Source organism: Acinetobacter sp. 228, assembly GCF_048147885.1.
This window is the reverse complement of record NZ_JAYWYV010000001.1, coordinates 67,881-88,397: the sequence shown is the minus strand read 5'-3', so window position 1 is coordinate 88,397 and position 20,517 is coordinate 67,881. Positions and strand designations below refer to the sequence as shown.

15 protein-coding genes are annotated in these 20,517 nt (G+C 42.9%); 6 read left to right on the top strand and 9 right to left on the bottom strand.

The window, feature by feature from the left end; all coding sequences use genetic code 11:
- Positions 1-118 precede the first annotated feature (118 nt).
- The 3 genes from VXQ92_RS00370 to VXQ92_RS00360 all read left to right on the top strand — a co-directional run bounded on the left by VXQ92_RS00370 (position 119) and on the right by VXQ92_RS00360 (position 3,354).
- Positions 119-661 carry a hypothetical protein gene (locus VXQ92_RS00370; RefSeq protein WP_416679866.1) on the top strand — a complete coding sequence of 181 codons (543 nt, stop codon included), beginning with the start codon at positions 119-121 and terminating at the stop codon, positions 659-661.
- 313 nt (positions 662-974) lie between these two features.
- The gene (locus tag VXQ92_RS00365; RefSeq protein WP_416679865.1) at positions 975-1,610 is read left to right on the top strand and encodes a YqiJ family protein; all 636 of its coding nucleotides are present in this window, start codon (positions 975-977) and stop codon (positions 1,608-1,610) included.
- 37 nt (positions 1,611-1,647) lie between these two features.
- Positions 1,648-3,354, top strand: coding sequence for a flotillin family protein (locus VXQ92_RS00360; protein ID WP_416679864.1), 1,707 nt, complete (start codon positions 1,648-1,650; stop codon positions 3,352-3,354).
- Positions 3,355-3,420: 66 nt separating this feature from the next.
- Here VXQ92_RS00360 and sucD read toward each other — a convergent pair whose 3' ends face one another.
- The 9 genes from sucD to sdhC all read right to left on the bottom strand — a co-directional run bounded on the left by sucD (position 3,421) and on the right by sdhC (position 15,458).
- Entirely contained in the window at positions 3,421-4,311 is an 891-nt protein-coding gene (sucD, locus tag VXQ92_RS00355; RefSeq protein WP_064095631.1) for a succinate--CoA ligase subunit alpha, read from the bottom strand.
- Positions 4,312-4,323: 12 nt separating this feature from the next.
- The gene (sucC, locus tag VXQ92_RS00350; RefSeq protein WP_416679863.1) at positions 4,324-5,490 is read right to left on the bottom strand and encodes an ADP-forming succinate--CoA ligase subunit beta; all 1,167 of its coding nucleotides are present in this window, start codon (positions 5,488-5,490) and stop codon (positions 4,324-4,326) included.
- Positions 5,491-5,659: 169 nt separating this feature from the next.
- Positions 5,660-7,090 (bottom strand): dihydrolipoyl dehydrogenase, encoded by a 1,431-nt coding sequence (lpdA, locus tag VXQ92_RS00345; protein WP_064095633.1) that lies wholly within the window; start codon positions 7,088-7,090, stop codon positions 5,660-5,662.
- Positions 7,091-7,150: 60 nt separating this feature from the next.
- A complete protein-coding gene (gene odhB / locus VXQ92_RS00340) occupies positions 7,151-8,365 on the bottom strand; it encodes a 2-oxoglutarate dehydrogenase complex dihydrolipoyllysine-residue succinyltransferase (protein WP_064095634.1) in 1,215 nt (404 codons plus the stop codon).
- 18 nt (positions 8,366-8,383) lie between these two features.
- The gene (locus tag VXQ92_RS00335) at positions 8,384-11,206 is read right to left on the bottom strand and encodes a 2-oxoglutarate dehydrogenase E1 component (protein ID WP_064101561.1); all 2,823 of its coding nucleotides are present in this window, start codon (positions 11,204-11,206) and stop codon (positions 8,384-8,386) included.
- 852 nt (positions 11,207-12,058) lie between these two features.
- Positions 12,059-12,769 carry a succinate dehydrogenase iron-sulfur subunit gene (locus VXQ92_RS00330; protein ID WP_064095636.1) on the bottom strand — a complete coding sequence of 237 codons (711 nt, stop codon included), beginning with the start codon at positions 12,767-12,769 and terminating at the stop codon, positions 12,059-12,061.
- A 14-nt stretch (positions 12,770-12,783) separates the two neighbouring features.
- Positions 12,784-14,682 carry an FAD-binding protein gene (locus tag VXQ92_RS00325; RefSeq protein ID WP_064095637.1) on the bottom strand — a complete coding sequence of 633 codons (1,899 nt, stop codon included), beginning with the start codon at positions 14,680-14,682 and terminating at the stop codon, positions 12,784-12,786.
- Between the two features lie 12 nt (positions 14,683-14,694).
- Positions 14,695-15,060 (bottom strand): succinate dehydrogenase, hydrophobic membrane anchor protein, encoded by a 366-nt coding sequence (sdhD, locus tag VXQ92_RS00320; RefSeq protein ID WP_416679862.1) that lies wholly within the window; start codon positions 15,058-15,060, stop codon positions 14,695-14,697.
- Entirely contained in the window at positions 15,060-15,458 is a 399-nt protein-coding gene (sdhC, locus tag VXQ92_RS00315) for a succinate dehydrogenase, cytochrome b556 subunit (RefSeq protein WP_081406340.1), read from the bottom strand. Before sdhC ends, sdhD begins: the two co-directional genes overlap by 1 nt.
- A 1,006-nt stretch (positions 15,459-16,464) precedes the next feature.
- On the opposite strand from sdhC, the gene gltA reads away from it, so the two are divergent.
- From gltA to VXQ92_RS00300, 3 genes are all read left to right on the top strand, one after another.
- Positions 16,465-17,739, top strand: a complete 1,275-nt coding sequence (gltA, locus tag VXQ92_RS00310; RefSeq protein WP_064095640.1) for a citrate synthase — start codon at positions 16,465-16,467, stop codon at positions 17,737-17,739.
- 149 nt (positions 17,740-17,888) lie between these two features.
- The gene (locus VXQ92_RS00305) at positions 17,889-18,395 is read left to right on the top strand and encodes a hypothetical protein (protein WP_416679861.1); all 507 of its coding nucleotides are present in this window, start codon (positions 17,889-17,891) and stop codon (positions 18,393-18,395) included.
- Positions 18,396-18,765: 370 nt separating this feature from the next.
- Positions 18,766-20,391, top strand: a complete 1,626-nt coding sequence (locus VXQ92_RS00300) for an NAD+ synthase (protein ID WP_416679860.1) — start codon at positions 18,766-18,768, stop codon at positions 20,389-20,391.
- Positions 20,392-20,517: the final 126 nt, after the last annotated feature.

Genomic DNA, 20,517 nt, shown 5'->3' with positions numbered 1-20,517 from the left:
ACGGCTACTCTGTCACCAAACCAATAAAATCATAGAAAAATAATCTAAAGTAGTGGTTCTCAAACAGTTGAAAAATTACTAGAGTAAGCTCAATTCTGCCCTTTCATATATGTTATTTATGCCCTATAGCGCTTTTGATCTCAGCACAGTAAAACAGCGCCTGGAACAGGCTCAGCTTGCCGGCTACATTTATCAGCACCAGCAGCATATTTTAGTTCTGCAAGAACCTTTTAGTGATGATGGCAAGCCCTTGAATATCTATCTGCAACATGAACTGACCGCAGACCAAATCGGATTGCAGTTTGCTTTACGTTTACATGAAGGTCATTGGGAATTTCTAGTGGGCATCACCTATAGCAACCAGAATGCAGCTTTCGAAATCGGTGTCAGCCATCTCAAAGGAGATCAAAAAGCCTTTAACTTGCTATATGCCTTTTATAATTATCCTAAAGCCTTCTATCTGGTGGCATTACCTTTAACGAGTAGCAGTCAAATGCTGGAGCAAACCCTGCAACAACAGCTCTTCAGTCAACCTGATCTGAACTTTCTGAATACCGCAGTCAAGGTCAATCCTAGGGGTGAACAGGTTAAATGGATGCAGCAGTATATTCTGCAACAGACCCTCGATATGAAAGTGCGAATTCAGACCGCCCTGCTCTAGCAGAATTAAACAGAAAATATAAAGATACTCGGGTTGAAGTATCTTTATGTTTTTCCCAGAAACATACAGACAACAGGCGTTACTTGCCATAATTTCTATGGAATTATTCCATTTCTCTATCAAAAATCTGATTCGCTTATAGTTTATTATTAATTTTAATAGTTCACTGATTATTAAATAATCTATATATTCAATCCCTGTTTATCAGGTTTTTTGTTATTTTTTTGCATACAAAAACTACAATTACTGCTATCGTAAGCCTGATAAAAAATTTCAGATACTTTTCCTAAAAACATAATTATAGAGATAAAAAATGTGGGAACTGTTTACACATCCATCCAATATCGTATTTAGCATCAGTTTAAGTCTAATGCTGATGTTTGCTGCACTTGAGTGCATTCTGCTGTTGCTCGGTGGCGGATCACAGCATATGTTTGAACAGTTTTTACCTGACGACCCCCTGCATCCGGAAATAAGTCCGGATCACCCTCCCGGTGTTTTCAGCAAAGTATTTGACTGGTTATATTTGGGACGTCTGCCTTTATTTATCTGGCTGATTATTTTTCTGACCAGTTATGGTTTGAGTGGTTTATTGATTCAGGGCATATTTGAACGCCTGACCAGCCAACTTTTCAGTGTCTGGCTGATTTCTCCAGCCTGCCTGTTTCTGTGTATGCCCGTAGTACGCTTTCTTGCCAAGGCGGCAAGCAAGCTTCTGCCTCAAGATGAAACTTCCGCCATTCATAGCGATGAACTGATCGGACGTACCGCGACCATTATCCTGGGAGACGCTAGAGTGAATTCTCCGGCACAGGCCAGAGTTCAGGACCAGTATGGGCAGACCCATTATGTGCTGGTTGAACCTGAAAGTAGTCAGACTTTAAATCAAGGCCAGGATGTGGTTCTGACCCAAAAAACTAAAAATGGCTTTCAAGCCATTGAACTTTAATTTTATTTAGCTAAAACTCAATTGAGACTTTATAACAATGTTAAAATTTGATTTATATAATATTTTAATTATTGCGGGAATTATTTTTGTAGCACTGGTGACCTTCGGTCTCATCATTGCACGCTTATACCGTCGTTCAAGCAAGGAAATTTCCTTTGTACGTACCGGCTGGGGTGGAGAAAAAGTGATTTTAGGCGGAGGTGCCATTGTGCTTCCAGTCCTGCATGAAATTATTCCGGTAAATATGAATACCTTGCGCCTGGAGGTGCGTCGTGCAGATGATCAGGCACTAATTACCCGTGACCGGATGCGTGTCGATGTCATGGCCGAATTCTATGTACGGGTCAAACCTACCGCTGATTCAATTGCCACCGCAGCACAAACACTCGGTCAAAAAACCATGTCACCCAATGAACTAAAAAATCTGGTGGAAGGCAAGTTTGTCGATTCACTGCGCGCAGTAGCCGCAGAAATGGCCATGGAAGAATTGCACGAAAAGCGGGTGGATTTTGTACAGAAAGTTCAGCAGGTGGTGTCTGAAGATTTACATAAAAATGGTCTGGAGCTTGAAACTGTTTCACTGACTGGTCTGGATCAGACCGGATTTAAATATTTCAATCCACAAAATGCTTTCGATGCAGAAGGCCTGACCAAGCTTACTGAAACTATTGAGGATCGTCGTCGCAAGCGTAACCATATTGAACAGGATACAGATCTGGCAATTAAGACCAAGAATCTGGAAGCTGAACAGGCTCGTCTGCAAATTATTCGTGAAGAAGAATATGCCAAGTTGCAACAGGAACGTGAAATTGCCATTCGACGTGCTGAACAGCTGGCTGAAATTGCTGCTCAGGAAGCTGGCAAAAAACGCGAAGCAGAGGAAGCCCAAATTGCGGCTGAACGCGAGGTCGAACTAAAACGGATCTTGGCCGCCCGTGATGTTGAAAATGAAAACATTCAAAAGGCCCAGCTGATTCAAAAAGCACAGGTCGAGCAAAAGAAAACCATTGAACTGGCTGAACAGGATCGTGCCATTGCCATTGCTGAAAAATCCCGTGCCGAATCTGAAGCCAAAGCACAAGCCGACCTTGCCCGTGCTCAAGCAGTAAAAGCTGAAGAAGAAGTCATCACAGTACGGCAAATCCAGCAGGCAGAGCGTCAAAAGGCGGTTGAGCTGGTCGCAGCCAAAGAACAGGCTGAAAAGGATGCGATTGCGATTACCGTAGCGGCTGAGGCAGGCAAACAGGCAGCGGCGGATGATGCAGAAGCCATTCGTATTGCTGCTGAAGCAGAAGCTGAAAAAGTTCGCTTAAAAGCGAAAGGTGAAGCAGATGCTAAAGTCCTCTTGGCTCAGGCGATGGAGAAACAGTATCAGGTCGATGCTGAAGGTACCCGTGCGGTCAATGAAGCTAATAATGTGCTGTCTTCAGAACAGGTCGAGATGCAGATCCGTCTGGCCATGCTGAAATACTTGCCTGAAATTATCCGGGAAAGCGTCAAGCCAATGGAAAATATTGACGATATCAAAATTCTTCAGGTCAATGGACTACATGGCAGTCATGCCGGTTCTTGTCAGGCAGATGCACATCATGAAGGGGGCAATGTTGCCCTTTCAGATCAGGTGGTCAATAGCGCCCTGCGTTATCGCAGTCAGGCACCGCTCATTGACAGCCTGATGAGTGAGCTGGGCATTCAGGGGGGTGATATCAACGGCATGACCCAGAGTCTCAAAGCTAAAACCTGAAAAATAGACTGAGATATAAAAAAGCTCCCATCTGGGAGCTTTTTTATTACAGCCTTACTTTAGATATCAAGCCAAACCTTTATCTTTTAACACTTGCAGCATGGTTGAACCGAGTTCAGCAGGACTACGCGTATAGGCCATGCCCGCACGCTCAAAGGCTGCAAATTTTTCTTCAGCTGTACCCTTGCCACCTGAAATAATCGCACCTGCGTGACCCATACGTTTGCCTTTAGGCGCAGTTACGCCCGCAATATAACCAACAACCGGCTTAGTCACATTCGATTGAATATATTCAGCTGCTTCTTCTTCTGCCGTACCACCAATTTCACCAATCATAATGATGGCTTCAGTTTGCGGATCTTCCTGGAACAGTTTTAAGCAGTCAATCTGGTTCATGCCCGGAATCGGGTCACCACCAATACCGATACAGGTCGACTGACCTAAACCTAGGTTAGTGGTCTGTGCCACGGCCTCATAAGTCAGTGTACCTGAACGCGAGATAATTCCGATTTTACCTGGTTGATGAATATGTCCCGGCATAATCCCGATCTTACATTCACCCGGCGTAATAATACCCGGACAGTTTGGTCCAATCAGACGTGTACCGTTGCCATTGGTTTCCAGATAACGCTTGGCTTTCAGCATGTCGAGGGTTGGTACACCTTCAGTAATTACCACAATTAATTCAATGCCGGAATCAACCGCTTCAATAATGGAATCCAGTACAAAAGGTGCCGGAACATAAATCACCGAAGCATCTGCGCCAGTTTCCTTCACCGCTTCACGCATGGTATTAAAAACGGGTAAATCCAGATGGGTTTGACCGCCTTTTCCTGGAGTGACACCGCCCACAACTTTAGTGCCATAAGCCAAAGCCTGTTCAGAATGGAATGTGCCGTTTTTACCTGTAAAACCTTGTACCAACACTTTGGTGTCTTTATTAACTAATACGCTCATGATGGATACTCCTTAAGCTTTTACAGCAGCAACAATTTTTTCTGCAGCATCAGCAAGACCATGTGCAGAAATCAACTTCAAACCTGATTCATCCAGTAATTTTGCACCCAATTCCGCATTGTTGCCTTCAAGGCGAACAACCACTGGAACAGTCACATTTACTTCCTGAACCGCTGCAATAATTGCTTCAGCAATCATGTCACAACGTACAATTCCACCAAAAATATTGATTAATACGCCCTGTACGGAGCTATCTGCAAGGATAATTTTGAAGGCTTCAATCACACGCTCCTTCGTGGCACCCCCACCCACATCCAAGAAGTTGGCTGGCTGACCGCCATAGAGCTTGATAATATCCATGGTTGCCATGGCAAGACCCGCGCCATTAACCATGCAGCCAATGTTACCCTCAAGTGCCACATAGTTCAGATCAAATTCAGAGGCTTTCAATTCGCGCTCATTTTCCTGAGATTTATCCCGCATAGCCGCGATTTCTGGCAAACGGTATAGCGCATTTGAATCAATTCCGATTTTGGCATCGACACACAGAATGTCACCATTCTCACGCACAGATAGTGGATTGATTTCGAAAAGTGCAAAATCATTCTCTACAAATGCCTGATAGGCAGCTGTCATGATTTTTACAAATTGATTGATTTGTCCATCTTTCAGTTTAAGTGCAAAAGCAACTTCACGTGCCTGAAATGGCATCAAACCGACTAAAGGCTCAACTTCAACTTTAATAATTTTTTCCGGGGTTTCTTCAGCCACCTTTTCAATCTCAACACCGCCTTCAGTTGATGCCATAAAAGTGATCCGGCGAGTCGAACGATCGACTACAGCACCCAAGTACAGCTCGCGCTCAACCGGATAAACATCTTCCGAGACTAAAATGCTATTGACTGGCTGACCATTGGCATCTGTCTGATAAGTGACCAAGCGTGAACCAATTATCTGGTTGGCATATTCAGCAGCCTCGGCAGCCGATTTTACTACTTTTACACCGCCTGCTTTACCTCGACCGCCGGCATGTACCTGTGCTTTCAATACTGCGAACTTTCCACCCAACTGCTCAAAAGCTTGCACCGTTTCATCGGCATTAGTGGCCAGCATGCCCTCCTGTACAGGCATACCATATTTTTTTAATAGCGCTTTTGCTTGATACTCATGTAAATTCATGGAATAACCTTTTATTACTTCTTTAGCTTGTTATAACTCACCAGCACCCAGACGTCCGTCAAAGCAGCACCAGCATTTCTTCAAATCGTTATCTTTATTTTTAGATGATTGTTCCAATAAAAACAACCATGAAATACAAAAGAGCGACCTAAGTCGCTCTTTTTTTGCATTACTTACGTTTACGCTGAATCGCGTGAATTGCACGGCCATCAACAGCAAGAGCTGCTTCATGCACCACTTCAGAGAAGGTTGGATGAGCAAATGTCATTAACTGCAGGTCTTCAACTGACGATACAAACTCAAGTGCGATCATGCCTTGGTGGATGATATCAGACGCAGCAGGTCCAATCACATGCATACCCAATAGACGATCCGTTTTTGCGTCAGCAACAAACTTCACGAAACCAGCACCTTCACCCGCAGCCAAAGCACGACCATTGACAGCAAAACCGAATTGGCCAGTTTTTACTTCGTGACCTTTTTCTACAGCCTGCTGCTCTGTTAAACCAACCCATGCCGCTTCTGGATGTGTGTAGATCACAGAAATAATGGTGTCATAGTTTACTTGCGCAGCATGTCCGTGAATACGCTCAACAGCCATCACACCTTCTTCCATGGCTTTATGCGCAAGCATTGGACCACGTACCAAATCACCAATTGCGTATACACCTTCAACTGAAGTTGCACACCAGTCATTTACTTCAACCAGACCACGTTCAGTCAGCTTGATACCTGAATCTTCAGCCAGTAGACCTTCAGCATAGGCACGACGACCTACACAAACGATCAATTTATCGAAAGTTTCAGTTTTATCTTCACCAGCTTGGGTATATTTAACTGTCACTTCACGACCGTTAATTTCAGTGCCAGAAACTTTCGCACCGATACGGATATCCATACCCTGTTTAGTCAGGATTTTTTGGTATTCTTTAGACAATGCTTTATCAGCCATTGGCAAGAATGCGTCCATTGCTTCAAATACAACAACTTCTGCACCAAGACGACGCCATACTGAACCTAGCTCAAGACCGATTACACCCGCACCAATCACACCTAAACGCTTAGGCACTTCAGTGAATTCAAGTGCGCCAGTAGAATCAACGATTAAGTCTTGATCTACAGGAGCTGAAGGAATGTTAATTGGTACAGAACCTGTCGCAAGAATCACGTATTTAGGCTCTAAAACTTGAACTTCACCTTCAAATGGTGTGAATTCAACTTTTTTGCCCGCAAGCAATTTACCTGTACCTTGCAACCATTCAATCCCGTTGCCTTTAAGCAACTGGGCAACACCGCCAGTCAACTGATCTACAACTTTGTCTTTACGACTCATCATTTTAGAAAGATCAAATTTAACTTCACCGGTCGTAATACCATGGTCATCTAAATGCTGAACGGTATCTTCATAACGATGTGAAGAATCAAGCAATGCTTTAGACGGGATACAACCCACGTTTAAGCAAGTACCACCCAAAGCTGGCTTGCCTTTATGAATACGTTTTTCGATACACGCAACTTTGTAACCAAGTTGAGCTGCACGAATTGCTGCTTCGTAGCCGCCCGGGCCACCACCAATTACGACTAAATCGAATTGAGACATGTTCATCTCCAAAAATGGGCCTAGAGTTTTGCCCTAAGCCCATAAATATATTCTTAAAAATTAAAGATCAAGGATAAGACGTGCTGGCTCTTCTAACAATTCTTTGATTGTTACAAGGAAACCAACTGCTTCTTTACCATCGATTAAACGGTGGTCATAAGACAATGCAAGATACATCATCGGCAAGATTTCTACTTGACCATTTACAGCCATCGGACGTTCCTGGATTTTATGCATACCCAGAATCGCAGTTTGTGGCGTATTTAGAATTGGTGTAGAAAGCAATGAGCCAAAAGTACCACCATTGGTGATCGTGAATGTACCACCAGTCATGTCTTCGATGCCCAGCTTACCGTCACGTGCCTTCGCAGCATATGCACGGATGCCGTTTTCAACTTCAGCATAGTTCATGCGGTCTGTATCACGAAGTACAGGAACCACAAGACCACGTTCAGATGAAACTGCAACACCGATGTCATAGTAACCATGATAAACAATATCATCGCCATCAATTGAAGCATTTACCGCTGGATAGCGTTTTAGGGCTTCAGTTGCTGCTTTAACGAAGAATGACATAAAGCCAAGACGCGCACCATGACGCTTCTCGAATGCATCTTTGTATTGAGCACGCATTTCCATGATTGGTTTCATGTTCACTTCGTTGAACGTGGTCAACATTGCAGTTTCTTGAGTTGCTGCAAGTAAACGTTCAGCTACACGCTTACGAAGACGTGTCATCGGAACACGTTTCTCAATACGCTCACCCACCGCAACGCTTAATGGCTGCGCTGCAGGTGCTGCCGGCTTCGCCTGATGATTTGCCACATCTTCTTTAGTGATGCGACCACCACGGCCCGTACCTTCGACATCAGCAGCAGCCACACCAGATTCAGTCAATGCTTTACGCACGGCTGGAGCCTGATCCTGTACCTGTTGACGTTCAACGATCGGTGCATTACCCGCTTCAGTTTGCGCAGCAGCTTGTTCAACTTTCTCTTCAGACTGAACTGCTTGAGTTTGCGTAGCGCCAGAAACAGCACCTTCTTCAAACTGTGCAATTACTTCAGCTGAAAGAACAGTATCGCCTTCACCTTTAATAATAGATGCAAGTGTACCGTCTGCAGGAGCGACAACTTCTAAAACAACTTTATCAGTCTCAATATCGCAGATCACTTCATCACGTGAAACTGCTTCACCTGGTTGTTTGTGCCAAGTTGCGATCGTACCGTCCGCAACTGACTCTGGAAATACCGGTGCTTTAATTTCGGTTGCCATTACTTAGAATCTCCTGGATTATTCAGCATCGATCGCAAGCGCGTCGTTGATGAGCTGAGCTTGTTGTTTTGCATGCAAATATGGTGAACCACATGCCGGTGCAGCAGAAGCTTCACGGCCGGCATAGCTAATACGTACTTGTTTACCCGCTTTCATCACATCATCATAAAGACGCGGTGCAATGAACAACCAAGCACCTTGGTTTTTCGGTTCTTCTTGTGCCCAAACAAGATCTTTCACGTTTGGATACTGAGCCAGAACTTCTGCCAGGCGTTTTTCTGGGTATGGATATAATTGTTCAATACGTACAATAGCAGTATTGTTCAATTCTTTTTCACGACGTTTTTCAATCAGATCGTAATACACCTTACCCCCACACAGAATCAGACGGTTTACCTCTGACTTGTTGATGTTATCTACTTCATCGATCACAGTTTGGAATGTGCCGTTTGCCAGCTCTTCCAGGCTCGATACAGCCAGCTTGTGACGAAGTAAAGATTTCGGCGAAGTAACGATCAGCGGCTTACGAATTGGACGAATCGCTTGACGACGTAATGCATGGAAAATCTGTGCAGGTGTAGTCGGTGTGATCACTTGCATGTTGTCTTCAGCACATAACTGCAAGAAACGTTCCAAACGTGCAGATGAATGCTCTGGACCCTGACCTTCGAAACCATGCGGAAGAAGCATGGTCAGACCACACACACGTTCCCATTTGGTTTCACCAGATGAGATGAACTGATCGATTACAACCTGTGCACAGTTTGCAAAGTCACCAAATTGTGCTTCCCAGATGATCAAGCTCTTTGGAAGAGTGGTCGCATAGCCATATTCAAATGCCAATACCGCCATTTCTGACAATAAAGAATCATAGATTGCAGTACGCGGCTGGTTTTCTTTGATGTGACAAAGTGGAATATAAGTTGAACCATCTACCTGATTATGCAGTTTCGCATGACGATGCGAGAAGGTACCACGGCCTACATCTTCACCTGTTAAACGAAGCAAGTAACCTTCATCTAGTACAGATGCATACGCCAGAGTTTCAGCAGCACCCCAGTTCAGTGGCATTTCGCCTGTTTGCATTTTCAGACGGTCATCAATTACTTTTGCAACTTGACGCTGCATCACGAAGCCTTCAGGAAGCTCACGCATTTTTACGCCCAGCTCTTTCAGACGTTCAATTGGGAAAGTTGTATCCCATTCGTCAGTATATTCATGACCCAGATAAGGCGTCCAGTCCACAAACATTTTTTTGTTCGGCTCAAGGACCAGTGCATTGGCAACGTGATTACCCGCTTCAAGATCTGAACGGTAGTTTTCTACCATCTGATCTGCGCTTGCACGATCAAGAATACCCTGCTGTACCAATTGATCCGCATAAAGCGTACGTGTAGTCGCTTTCTTGTTAATCACCTGATACATCATTGGCTGAGTTGCAGCCGGCTCATCTGCTTCGTTATGACCGCGGCGACGGTAGCAGAACATGTCAATCACAACATCTTTACGGAAAGTATGACGGAAGTCATGTGCCAATTGTGAAATGAACACCACCGCTTCAGGATCATCACCATTAACATGGAAGATTGGCGCCTGAATCATTTTTGCGATGTCAGTACAGTATTCTGTAGAACGCGCATCACGTGGATCAGAAGTGGTGAAACCCACTTGGTTATTGATCACGATATGAACCGTACCACCCACGGTATAACCGCGAGTTTGTGACATCTGGAAAGTTTCCTGGTTGACGCCCTGACCGGCAAATGCAGCATCACCGTGTACGATTAATGGCAATACATCATCGCCACCAATGTCTTTACGACGTACTTGACGTGCACGTACTGAACCTTCAACTACAGGTCCAACGATTTCCAGATGTGAAGGGTTAAACGCCAATGCCAGGTGAACTTCGCCACCCGGAGTCATGACGTTTGAAGAGAAGCCTTGGTGATACTTAACGTCACCAGAACCTTTCTTGTGAATAGACTTACCTTCGAACTCACCAAACAGGTCAGCCGGGTTTTTACCCATGATGTTAACAAGAAGGTTTAAACGGCCGCGGTGAGGCATACCGATCACAACTTCTTTACAACTTACAGAACCTGCACGCTGAATGATTTCGTTGACCATCGGGATGAATGCTTCACCGCCTTCAACGCCGAAACGTTTAGCACCAACGAATTTATTACCAAGATATTTTTCCAGACCTTCGGCTGCAGTCAAACGCTCAAGGATATGTTTCTTTTGATCTGCAGAGAAGTTAAATTTACCACGCGCACCTTCAAGACGTTGTTGAATCCAACGTTTCTCTTTAGTGTCTACGATGTGCATGTATTCAGAACCTACTGTATGACAGTAGGTAGATTCTAAGGCTTCGACAATTTCTGCCAGGGTCGCTTCTTCTTTACCAATCGCCAGATTACCAGTATTAAATACAGTATCCAGGTCAGACTGAGTCAAACCGTGCGCAGCCAGATCAAGGTCAGGTACAACTTCACGCTTTGCCAAACCTAATGGATCCAGTTTTGCCTTCTGGTGGCCACGATTACGGTACGCAGCAATCAACTGTAACACGCCAATTTGACGACGTTCATGTTCTGAGCTGACTGTTGACTGAACAACAGGCTGAATCCGGCTTGAATTGCGACCTAGCAGCAGGAATTGCTCACGTACATTACTGTGTGGTTGATCACCTTTTGGGAATTTATCGAAGTACGCTCTCCAGTCAGCACCCACTGAATCTGGAGCAGTCAGATACTGCTCATAAAGTTCTTCAATGTACGCTGCACTATCAGCGGAAAGTTCAGTGTCAAGACGCAGAGCGTCAGCAACTTCTTGCATTTGTGGACCCATTTCCTATTGCAAAAACATTTTCAGGATGCTTTTTAAGCAAAACCCAGGATTATTAGCATCAAATTGGTAATATGATACTAGTCCCCCATAAGGCATAAGCCATGAGGCGTTATCACCACACCAAGAAAATCTTGATATGTATAATGAACAATAACACCCCTCAGCGGTATCATCACTCATCGAATACCCGATCGAAACCGGGCAATTTTTTGCAAATCGACTTAGAAAAAAATAAGCATGAACAAAAGTTTTTTCTAAAGCGACTCAGTTCTATCTTTATATACCAGTCCCAGATTCTACAGTGTTTAAAAAATGTACCTAAAAGTGCTTTTTTTAAAGATATACATGGGCTGAATGCTACCATGTTCTCCACTTTTCAATTGATTTTTTTGACACATACCTTCTATAAATTGGCTAAATACAGTTCAGATATTTTACTCTAATATATGGTGCTTTATCCTAAAAATAGATTCAATGTAGACTTAAGTTCTAAGCATTTCCGATAAATAAAAAGAGAGCAAACCTCTCAATCCACTCCCTTTTCAAATTTCCGTTATATAATAACATCGTTCTTGTTATTTTTCAGGTCAGTTTTACACCGATCTTGTTATTTTTCAGCTCATTTTTAGCTCTAAAAGTCATAAATACCCCCAAATAATCCAGTGTCCGCCGTTAATGATGTTCAACATCTTCCTTATTCCCGAATTGCCTGAATCAACTCTATACATATTAAGTATGGTCTTCTTATTTTTATCTTATGATTGATTATTTTTTCTTGAATAATTTGCATAAAAAAGCACACCCTGAGGTGTGCCTTTTTCAAACTAGAGGAACAGCCTATTAGCCAGCCATATCTAAAAGCATATTACGGATGTGACCGATTGCTTTAGTAGGGTTCAAACCTTTCGGACATACAGATACACAGTTCATGATGCCTTTACAACGGAACAATGAGAACGGGTCGTCAAGACGAGCCAAACGCTCTTGTGTTCCAGTATCACGCGAGTCAATGATGAAGCGGTAAGCATTCAACAATGCTGAAGGACCCAAGAACTTGTCCGGGTTCCACCAGAATGATGGGCATGAAGTTGAACAGCATGCACATAGAATACATTCGTAAAGACCATCAAGATGCTCACGCTCTTCCGGAGACTGTAAACGCTCTTTAGGAGGTGCAGGCTGATTGTTGATCAAGAACGGATGGATCTTGTTGTACTGATCGTAGAACTGGTTCATGTCAACTACCAGATCTTTAATCACAGGAAGACCAGGCAATGGACGAACAGTAATTTCATTTGGTAAATCGTTCAGGTTCCAAAGACACGCCAAACCGTTTTTACCATTGATGTTCACACCATCAGAACCACAGATCCCTTCACGACATGAACGACGGAACGTTAAAGTTTCGTCCTGTACTTTCAATGCAAGAAGCGCATCAAGCAACATACGGTGCTTATCAGTCAGTTCCAGCTTAAAAGTTTGCATGTACGGTGCTTTATCCTTATCAGGATCATAGCGGTAGATATGAAATGTACGAGTACCTCTACTCATCTGAATTCTCCTGATTAGAATGTACGTGGTTTAGGTGGAATCGCATCAACCGACAATGGACGGTAACGAACTGGCTTGTACTCTAGACGGTTGTCAGCAGAGAACCAAAGAGTATGTTTCATCCACTCATCATCACGACGACCGTATGGGTAAGCAGGATGGTCTGGAGACTCTTCAAAGTCTACCACCGTATGCGCACCACGGCATTCTTTACGCGCTGCAGCTGAAATAAGCGTTGCTTTAGCAACTTCATACAGGTTTTCAACTTCAAGTGCTTCAATACGTGCTGTATTGAATACTTTAGATTTGTCTTTCAAGTGAATGTTGCGTACACGCGGTTCAATTGCAAGAATCTGTTTTACACCTTCTTCAAGCAGTGCAGATGTACGGAATACACCCGCGTGGTCTTGAACAATGTCACGAATTGCATCAGCAACTTCTTGTGCATTCTCACCTGAGGTCGATTCGTCAAGTTTACGAACGCGCTCAACAGTTTGTTGAAGTACAGTGGTAGGCAGTGGTTCGTATTCATCACCGTGATGTTTAGTCACGTAATCAATGATGTGCTGACCAGCAGCCTTGCCAAATACAACCAGGTCAAGTAATGAGTTTGTACCTAGACGGTTTGCACCGTGTACAGATACACATGAACATTCACCGATTGCATAAAAACCTTTCACTGGTTTAGTGAAGTCACGGCCTTCTTGATTGGTTGAATAAACGTCATTTTCTTTGTCGTAATGAGTAACAAGCGCTTCAGTTTCGCGAGTTTCAGGAACAACAACCTGGCCATGAATATTCGTCGGAATACCACCCATTTGGTAATGGATTGTTGGTACTACCGGAATTGGCTCTTTGGTGATATCAACGTTCGCGAATTTCTTGCCAATCTCGAATACAGATGGAAGACGTTTCATGATCGTATCCGCACCCAGATGCGTCATATCAAGTAGGATGTAATCGCCTTTAGGACCACAACCACGACCTTCTTTGATTTCTTGGTCCATAGAACGTGATACGAAGTCACGCGGTGCCAAATCTTTCAAAGTAGGCGCATAACGTTCCATGAACGGTTCGCCGTCTTTGTTACGAAGGATTGCACCTTCACCACGACAACCTTCAGTTAACAATACGCCTGCGCCCGCAACACCCGTTGGGTGGAACTGCCAGAATTCCATATCTTGTAATGGAATACCTGCACGAGCTGCCATACCAAGACCGTCACCAGTGTTGATATAAGCGTTTGTGGAAGCACGGTACACACGACCCGCACCACCTGTAGCGAATAATGTTGCTTTCGCCTGGAATACTGCAATTTTACCTGTTTCCTGGTCAATTGCAGTCACACCAAGTACGTCGCCTTCTTCATTACGGATCAAATCAAGCGCGATCCATTCTACGAAGAATTGAGTACCCATTTTCACGTTGCTTTGATAAAGCGTGTGAAGAAGTGCGTGACCTGTACGGTCGGCAGCAGCACATGCACGCGGAACCGCTTTTTCACCGTAGTTTGCTGAGTGACCACCAAACGGACGTTGGTAAATTGTGCCATCAGCATTACGGTCGAATGGCATACCCAGGTGTTCAAGTTCATATACAACTTGTGGCGCTTCGCGAGTCATGAACTCGATCGCGTCTTGGTCACCTAACCAGTCCGAACCTTTAACTGTGTCATAGAAGTGGTAGTGCCAGTTATCTTCTTGCATATTACCAAGAGATGCACCGATACCACCCTGCGCAGCAACAGTGTGTGAACGGGTTGGAAATACTTTAGTCAGAACGGCAACTTTCAAACCAGCTTGAGCAAGTTGGTAAGACGCACGCATACCTGAACCACCACCACCAACGATGACAGCATCGAAAGTTTCGTGTGGAATATTTGTGTAATCTTCTTTAGGGTTTATAGCGCCCATGATTGTTTCCTATCAATTCGCCCAAAAAATCTGGATGGCCCAGATTGCATATGCAAGTACAGCAATGATCACTGCTGAAGTCAGTACAAGGCGTAAACCTGCTGCACCCGGGATGTTTTGACGAGTTGTCACATAGTCAGTGAATACTTGCCACATGCCGATCCATGCGTGTGCAACAAGAGATAAGACCGCCAATAAAGACATGATCTTCATTGGAACTGTCATCATAAAGCCGTACCATTGTTCAAAGTTGAAACCGCCATTTAGGAGAATCCAACCCAGTACAACAACGGTATAAACAGCTAGAACTACAGCACTGATACGTTGGAGAAACCAATCGCGAGAACCTGAACCTGTTAAACCAGTAGCGCTTTTCATTAGAGTACGATCCATACAAATGCTGCAACAATACCAATTGCAGACAAGATTAATGCGATAGTAGATGCAACACGGCCACTTTCTAGTTCTTCAGCAACACCCATGTCAGCAAGTAAATGCTTAACACCAGCGATGAAGTGAAAAATCAAGCCGGCGACAAATACCCATACAATGAAACGAACAATGAAACCACTCATGATTTCTTGAACTTGCGCAAAACCTTCAGGCGAAGACAATGACTTGTCTAAGAGCCATAGAAGGACCGGTACGAGTAAAAATACGATAACACCTGAAAGACGGTGTAGAATTGATGCAATAGCCACGGGTGATTTTAAGTTTACTTCTAAAACTTGACCCATGGACAAATTGACAGGTCTGTTGCTTTTCACAGCGGGCATCCTGTAAGTAAAAACTCCATCCGGAGTTTGTTGGAATTAATTCGAAGGAAAGCTGGCATTTTTAGGCAAATTCATTACCTAAAATCAAAACGACACTGAATTATAAAACGTCAACTATCAAAATACAAACGGCGGAATTTGGCTTTTTGGAGAAAAAGCCATTAAATAAGAATCATTAACATCAACAATTTAAATCTCTCTACCCTCCCAGTCCTCCTTAATCTTATCTATATGGTTGTTTTTAAAAAATTAATTTGATTAATTTAATCTACTTTCAACCTAAAGACTCATGTGCTCGTTTTAGACTAAAGACGCACAGTTCAAACACAAATATTATTTAAATCTCTTTTTAAATCAGATTAAAATCAATTGCCTATATTCTACAGACCAATTGCCCTCCATAAAAAGCAGATCAATCATGAAGATATCTCGTTGTTAAATAGCCACTTAATATTCATTACGATGGTTTTTTCAATCGATTTAGGCTATTTGGATTCAAAAAATCATTTATTTATTTTTATACCACGCCCTTCTGCTATAAAACTGGCCATTTATTAAGCTATTTTTTAATCAATTAAACAGAACTAAAAATCCAATTAATTGCTTTTATTTATAATTCCGAATGTGACGTTTTGGATGACAAAAACCATGTAAGTTATGAGATTTATATAGTTTTAAGCATATTGGCTTTAACTTCTGACAGCTTTTATCTCGATTTCTTATAAGAAAAAAACGCTTACAAATACCCCAGACAATCTATTTTTTTCTGCACCTAGGCATTAATTTGACTTATTATAGAGGTTTGATGCTGTGATTTTACTGAACTTTTTATACTGAACAGATCTGACTAAATTGCTGTGCGACTGTCATTTTTCATCCATAAGTATAATTGACAAAATTTCAGTACTCACTAATCTTATAGCAAATTTTTGATCCGTCCGTTTTGTGCATTAAAAAATTGATAGGCAAACCGGATATACATTCACCAGGACAGGAGATCTATTGAATGTCTGAAGCAACTGGCAAGAAAGCCGTTTTACAGCTTGATGGCAAAGAAATTGAACTACCAATTTACAGCGGCACATTGGGCCCAGATGTAATCGACGTTAAAGATGTGTTGGCTGCAGGTCACTTTACTTTTGATCCTGGTTTTATGGCGACAGCGGCGTGCGAATCTAAAATCACGTTCATCGACGGTAACAAAGGTGTACTTTTACACCGTGGCTACCCAATCGACCAGTTAGCAACTAAAGCAGATTACCTGGAAACTTGCTATTTACTATTAAATGGTGAACTTCCAACTGCTGAACAAAAAGAAGAATTTGACGCTAAAGTGCGTAACCACACGATGGTTCACGATCAAGTTAGCCGTTTCTACAATGGTTTCCGTCGTGATGCGCATCCTATGGCGATCATGGTGGGTGTGGTTGGTGCGTTATCTGCGTTCTATCACAACAACCTTGACATTGAAGATGTAAACCACCGTGAAATCACCGCGATTCGTTTAATCGCGAAGATTCCAACACTGGCGGCTTGGAGCTACAAGTACACGATCGGTCAACCGTTCGTTTACCCACGTAACGACTTGAACTATGCTGAAAACTTCCTTCACATGATGTTCGCAACTCCTGCAGACCGTGATTACAAAGTTGATCCTATCCTTGCAAAAGCAATGGACCGTATCTTCACGCTGCATGCTGACCATGAACAAAATGCGTCTACATCTACAGTACGTTTAGCTGGTTCTACCGGTGCGAACCCGTATGCATGTATCGCTGCTGGTATCTCTGCACTTTGGGGTCCTGCTCACGGTGGCGCGAACGAAGCTGTTCTTAAGATGCTGGACGAAATCGGCACTGTAGAAAATGTTGCTGGCTTCATGGAAAAAGTGAAGACCAAAGAAGTTAAACTGATGGGCTTCGGTCACCGCGTTTACAAAAACTTCGATCCACGTGCGAAAGTAATGAAAGAAACTTGCGACGAAGTTCTTGGTGCGCTTGGCATCAATGATCCACAGCTTGCATTGGCTATGGAACTTGAACGTATCGCGCTTTCTGACGAATACTTCATCAAACGTAACCTTTACCCGAACGTAGACTTCTACTCAGGTATCATTCTTAAAGCGATTGGTATCCCGACAGAAATGTTTACTGTGATCTTTGCGCTTGCACGTACTGTTGGCTGGATCAGCCACTGGCTAGAAATGCACAGCGGTCCTTACAAGATCGGTCGTCCTCGTCAGCTTTATACTGGCGAAGTTCAACGCGATATCGCTCGTTAATTCGAACGACGTTGAAAGACAGAAAAACCACCCTAAAGGGTGGTTTTTTATTACTGACAAAATCCTACACTTAGGTTATTTAATATCTTTTAAAATGAATAAATCTAAACCAAATTCATAGATTAAAATTCGAACAGGATTTGTACTTGATGTTGTTTTATGCTGCTCTGCCTTTCATTCTGAAACTTGTCCGTTTTGAACAGTTCAAATGTCGCAGCCTAACCCCTGGTGAAATCAGCATCTGCCAGCAGGTATTTGGCAACCTGATTGACTACTCAACAGTCAAAGTCATGAACCACCCCTACCTTCCCTGGCAATCCAGATATGTCATTATGGCGCCCAGCGGCTATATTCATGCACGCAATTTAAATTATCGAGAAGACTATTCACATGAAAGCTTGGCATATCAGGCACTATTCATTCATGAGATGACGCATATTTATCAATATCAACAGAAGATTAATGTGGTTTTAAAAGGTGCAATCCTGCAAAGTGCTTATTTTTTAAGCTTTAGGAAATATAATCCTTACAAATATCAATTTAATCCCAACAAATCATTTTCCCACTACAATATTGAACAACAAGGTGATATTGCAAGAGATATTTTCTTAAAAAGAATTCCGAATATAATTTTGAACCCCCAAATAAACAGATGATATTTAATTACTTTAATTTTAAGAAAAATCAAAAGCACATATTTTAAAATCCCTTATTCCCGCTTAAGTCTTTACTTCTGCATAGGTATAGATGTATAAAACATCAGCATATTTTGTAATTTTATATCATTACTTTCCCGTTCGAAGTCTCTTCTTGCTAAGTCAAGTCTAGCTTATCGATAAAATTTCGATAAAATAAGCCAGTATGATTATTTTACTTCGCACATTAAGATTCAGTAATCATGCGATAAAAAGTTTTTAGTTTAGCCATTTGGCATTTTATGAATATCGAAGTGCACTTAACTGGATAATTAGAATAATAAAAATCAGTAATTTAGTGTATTAACCTATAGGAATAGGATTTAATTGGATGAAAAGTTTTAAAATTGCAATTGCTCAATTCTCTCCACATGTCGGCAATCTGGATGCAAATGCGCAAAGAATGATTGAGTTGGCTAGTCAGGCCAAAGAAGATAAAGCGGATCTGATCATCTTTCCTGAGCTTTCAACACTGGGCTACCCTGCAGAAGATTTATTAATTCGCCCAAGTCTGGTGAAACGTACCAAGGCGGCTTTTGAAAAACTGACTGAAGTAAAAGATATTGTCATGGTCTTTGGTTTCGTCAATCAAACCGAAGATGGTCAGCGTTATAACTCAGCTGCTGTCATGAAAGATGGCGAAGTGCTGGGGATCTATAACAAGCAAGTGTTGCCAAATTATGGGGTATTCGATGAAAAGCGCTATTTTGGCGAAGGTCATCAGCACCTGGTTTTTGAGTATCTCGGACACAAATTTGGCATACTGATCTGTGAAGATGTCTGGTCTTTAGCGACCGTTCAGCAACTGGCTAAATTGAATGTTGACACCGCTTTGGTACTCAATGCCTCTCCATATGAAGTAGGTAAGCCCCAGCATCGTATTGAAACTATGGCAGCCTTAGTCAAGCAGCTGAATATCAATCTGGTGTACTGTAACCAAGTTTGTGGACAGGATGATTTGATCTTTGATGGTACCAGCTTTGTGCTGAACAAATCTGGTGAGGTAGCTGTACAGGCCCCAAGCTTTCAGGAAAAACTGGCGATTGCCGAGTATGATGCTGAAAAGCTTCAATTCAAGACAGGTAGCATCACTCCTGCCTTAGACACCATGGCTGAGATTTATCAAAGCCTGGTCATGGCAACACGTGATTATGTACAGCGCTCCGGCTTTCCTGGTGTAATTCTAGGGCTGTCTGGCGGTATTGACTCTGCCCTGACTCTGGCAATTGCCGTAGATGCACTTGGTGCAGATAAAGTTCAGGCTGTGATGATGCCTTATACTTATACCGCACAAATCAGTGTGGAAGATGCAGCTGCTCAGGCCAAAAATATGGGCGTGACTTTCGGTATTGCCGAAATCAATCCAGTGGTAAACGGCTTTATGCAGGTGCTGTTCCCATTCTTTGGTAATGCTCCAGTCGATGCGACCGAGGAAAACCTGCAAGCACGCTCGCGTGGTACTTTATTGATGGCTCTGTCCAACAAATTTGGTAACCTGGTGCTGGCAACTGGCAATAAATCCGAAATTTCTGTAGGTTATTGCACCCTGTATGGCGACATGGTGGGTGGTTATGCTGTTCTGAAGGACGTGTATAAAACTATTGTGTTCGAATTGGCGAAATACCGTAACAGCATTTCAGAAACGCCAGTAATTCCAGAACGTGTCATTACACGTCCGCCTTCAGCAGAATTGCGCCCAGATCAGGTCGACCAAGACTCTTTACCTGCCTATGACATTCTGGATGCGATCTTGTATTCTTATATTGAAGAAGATATGAGTCAGGATGACATTATTGCCAAAGGCTTTGATGCTGAAGTGGTGAAGAAAGTGATTCGTCTGGTTGATACCAATGAATACAAGCGCCGCCAAGGAGCAATAGGTCCTCGTATCAGCTCACGGTCTTTTGGTCGTGAACGCCGTTACCCACTCGTCAATGGCTGGAAAGCAGGAAACTAAATCCAGTTTTCAATGATATAAATTAGAATCGTTCCAGCGAGTGCTGGGACGATTTTTTTTATGTTGTACTAAAGATTAAAGATCATTCATATCTCACATCAAATAAAACTGGTATGTTGAGAACAT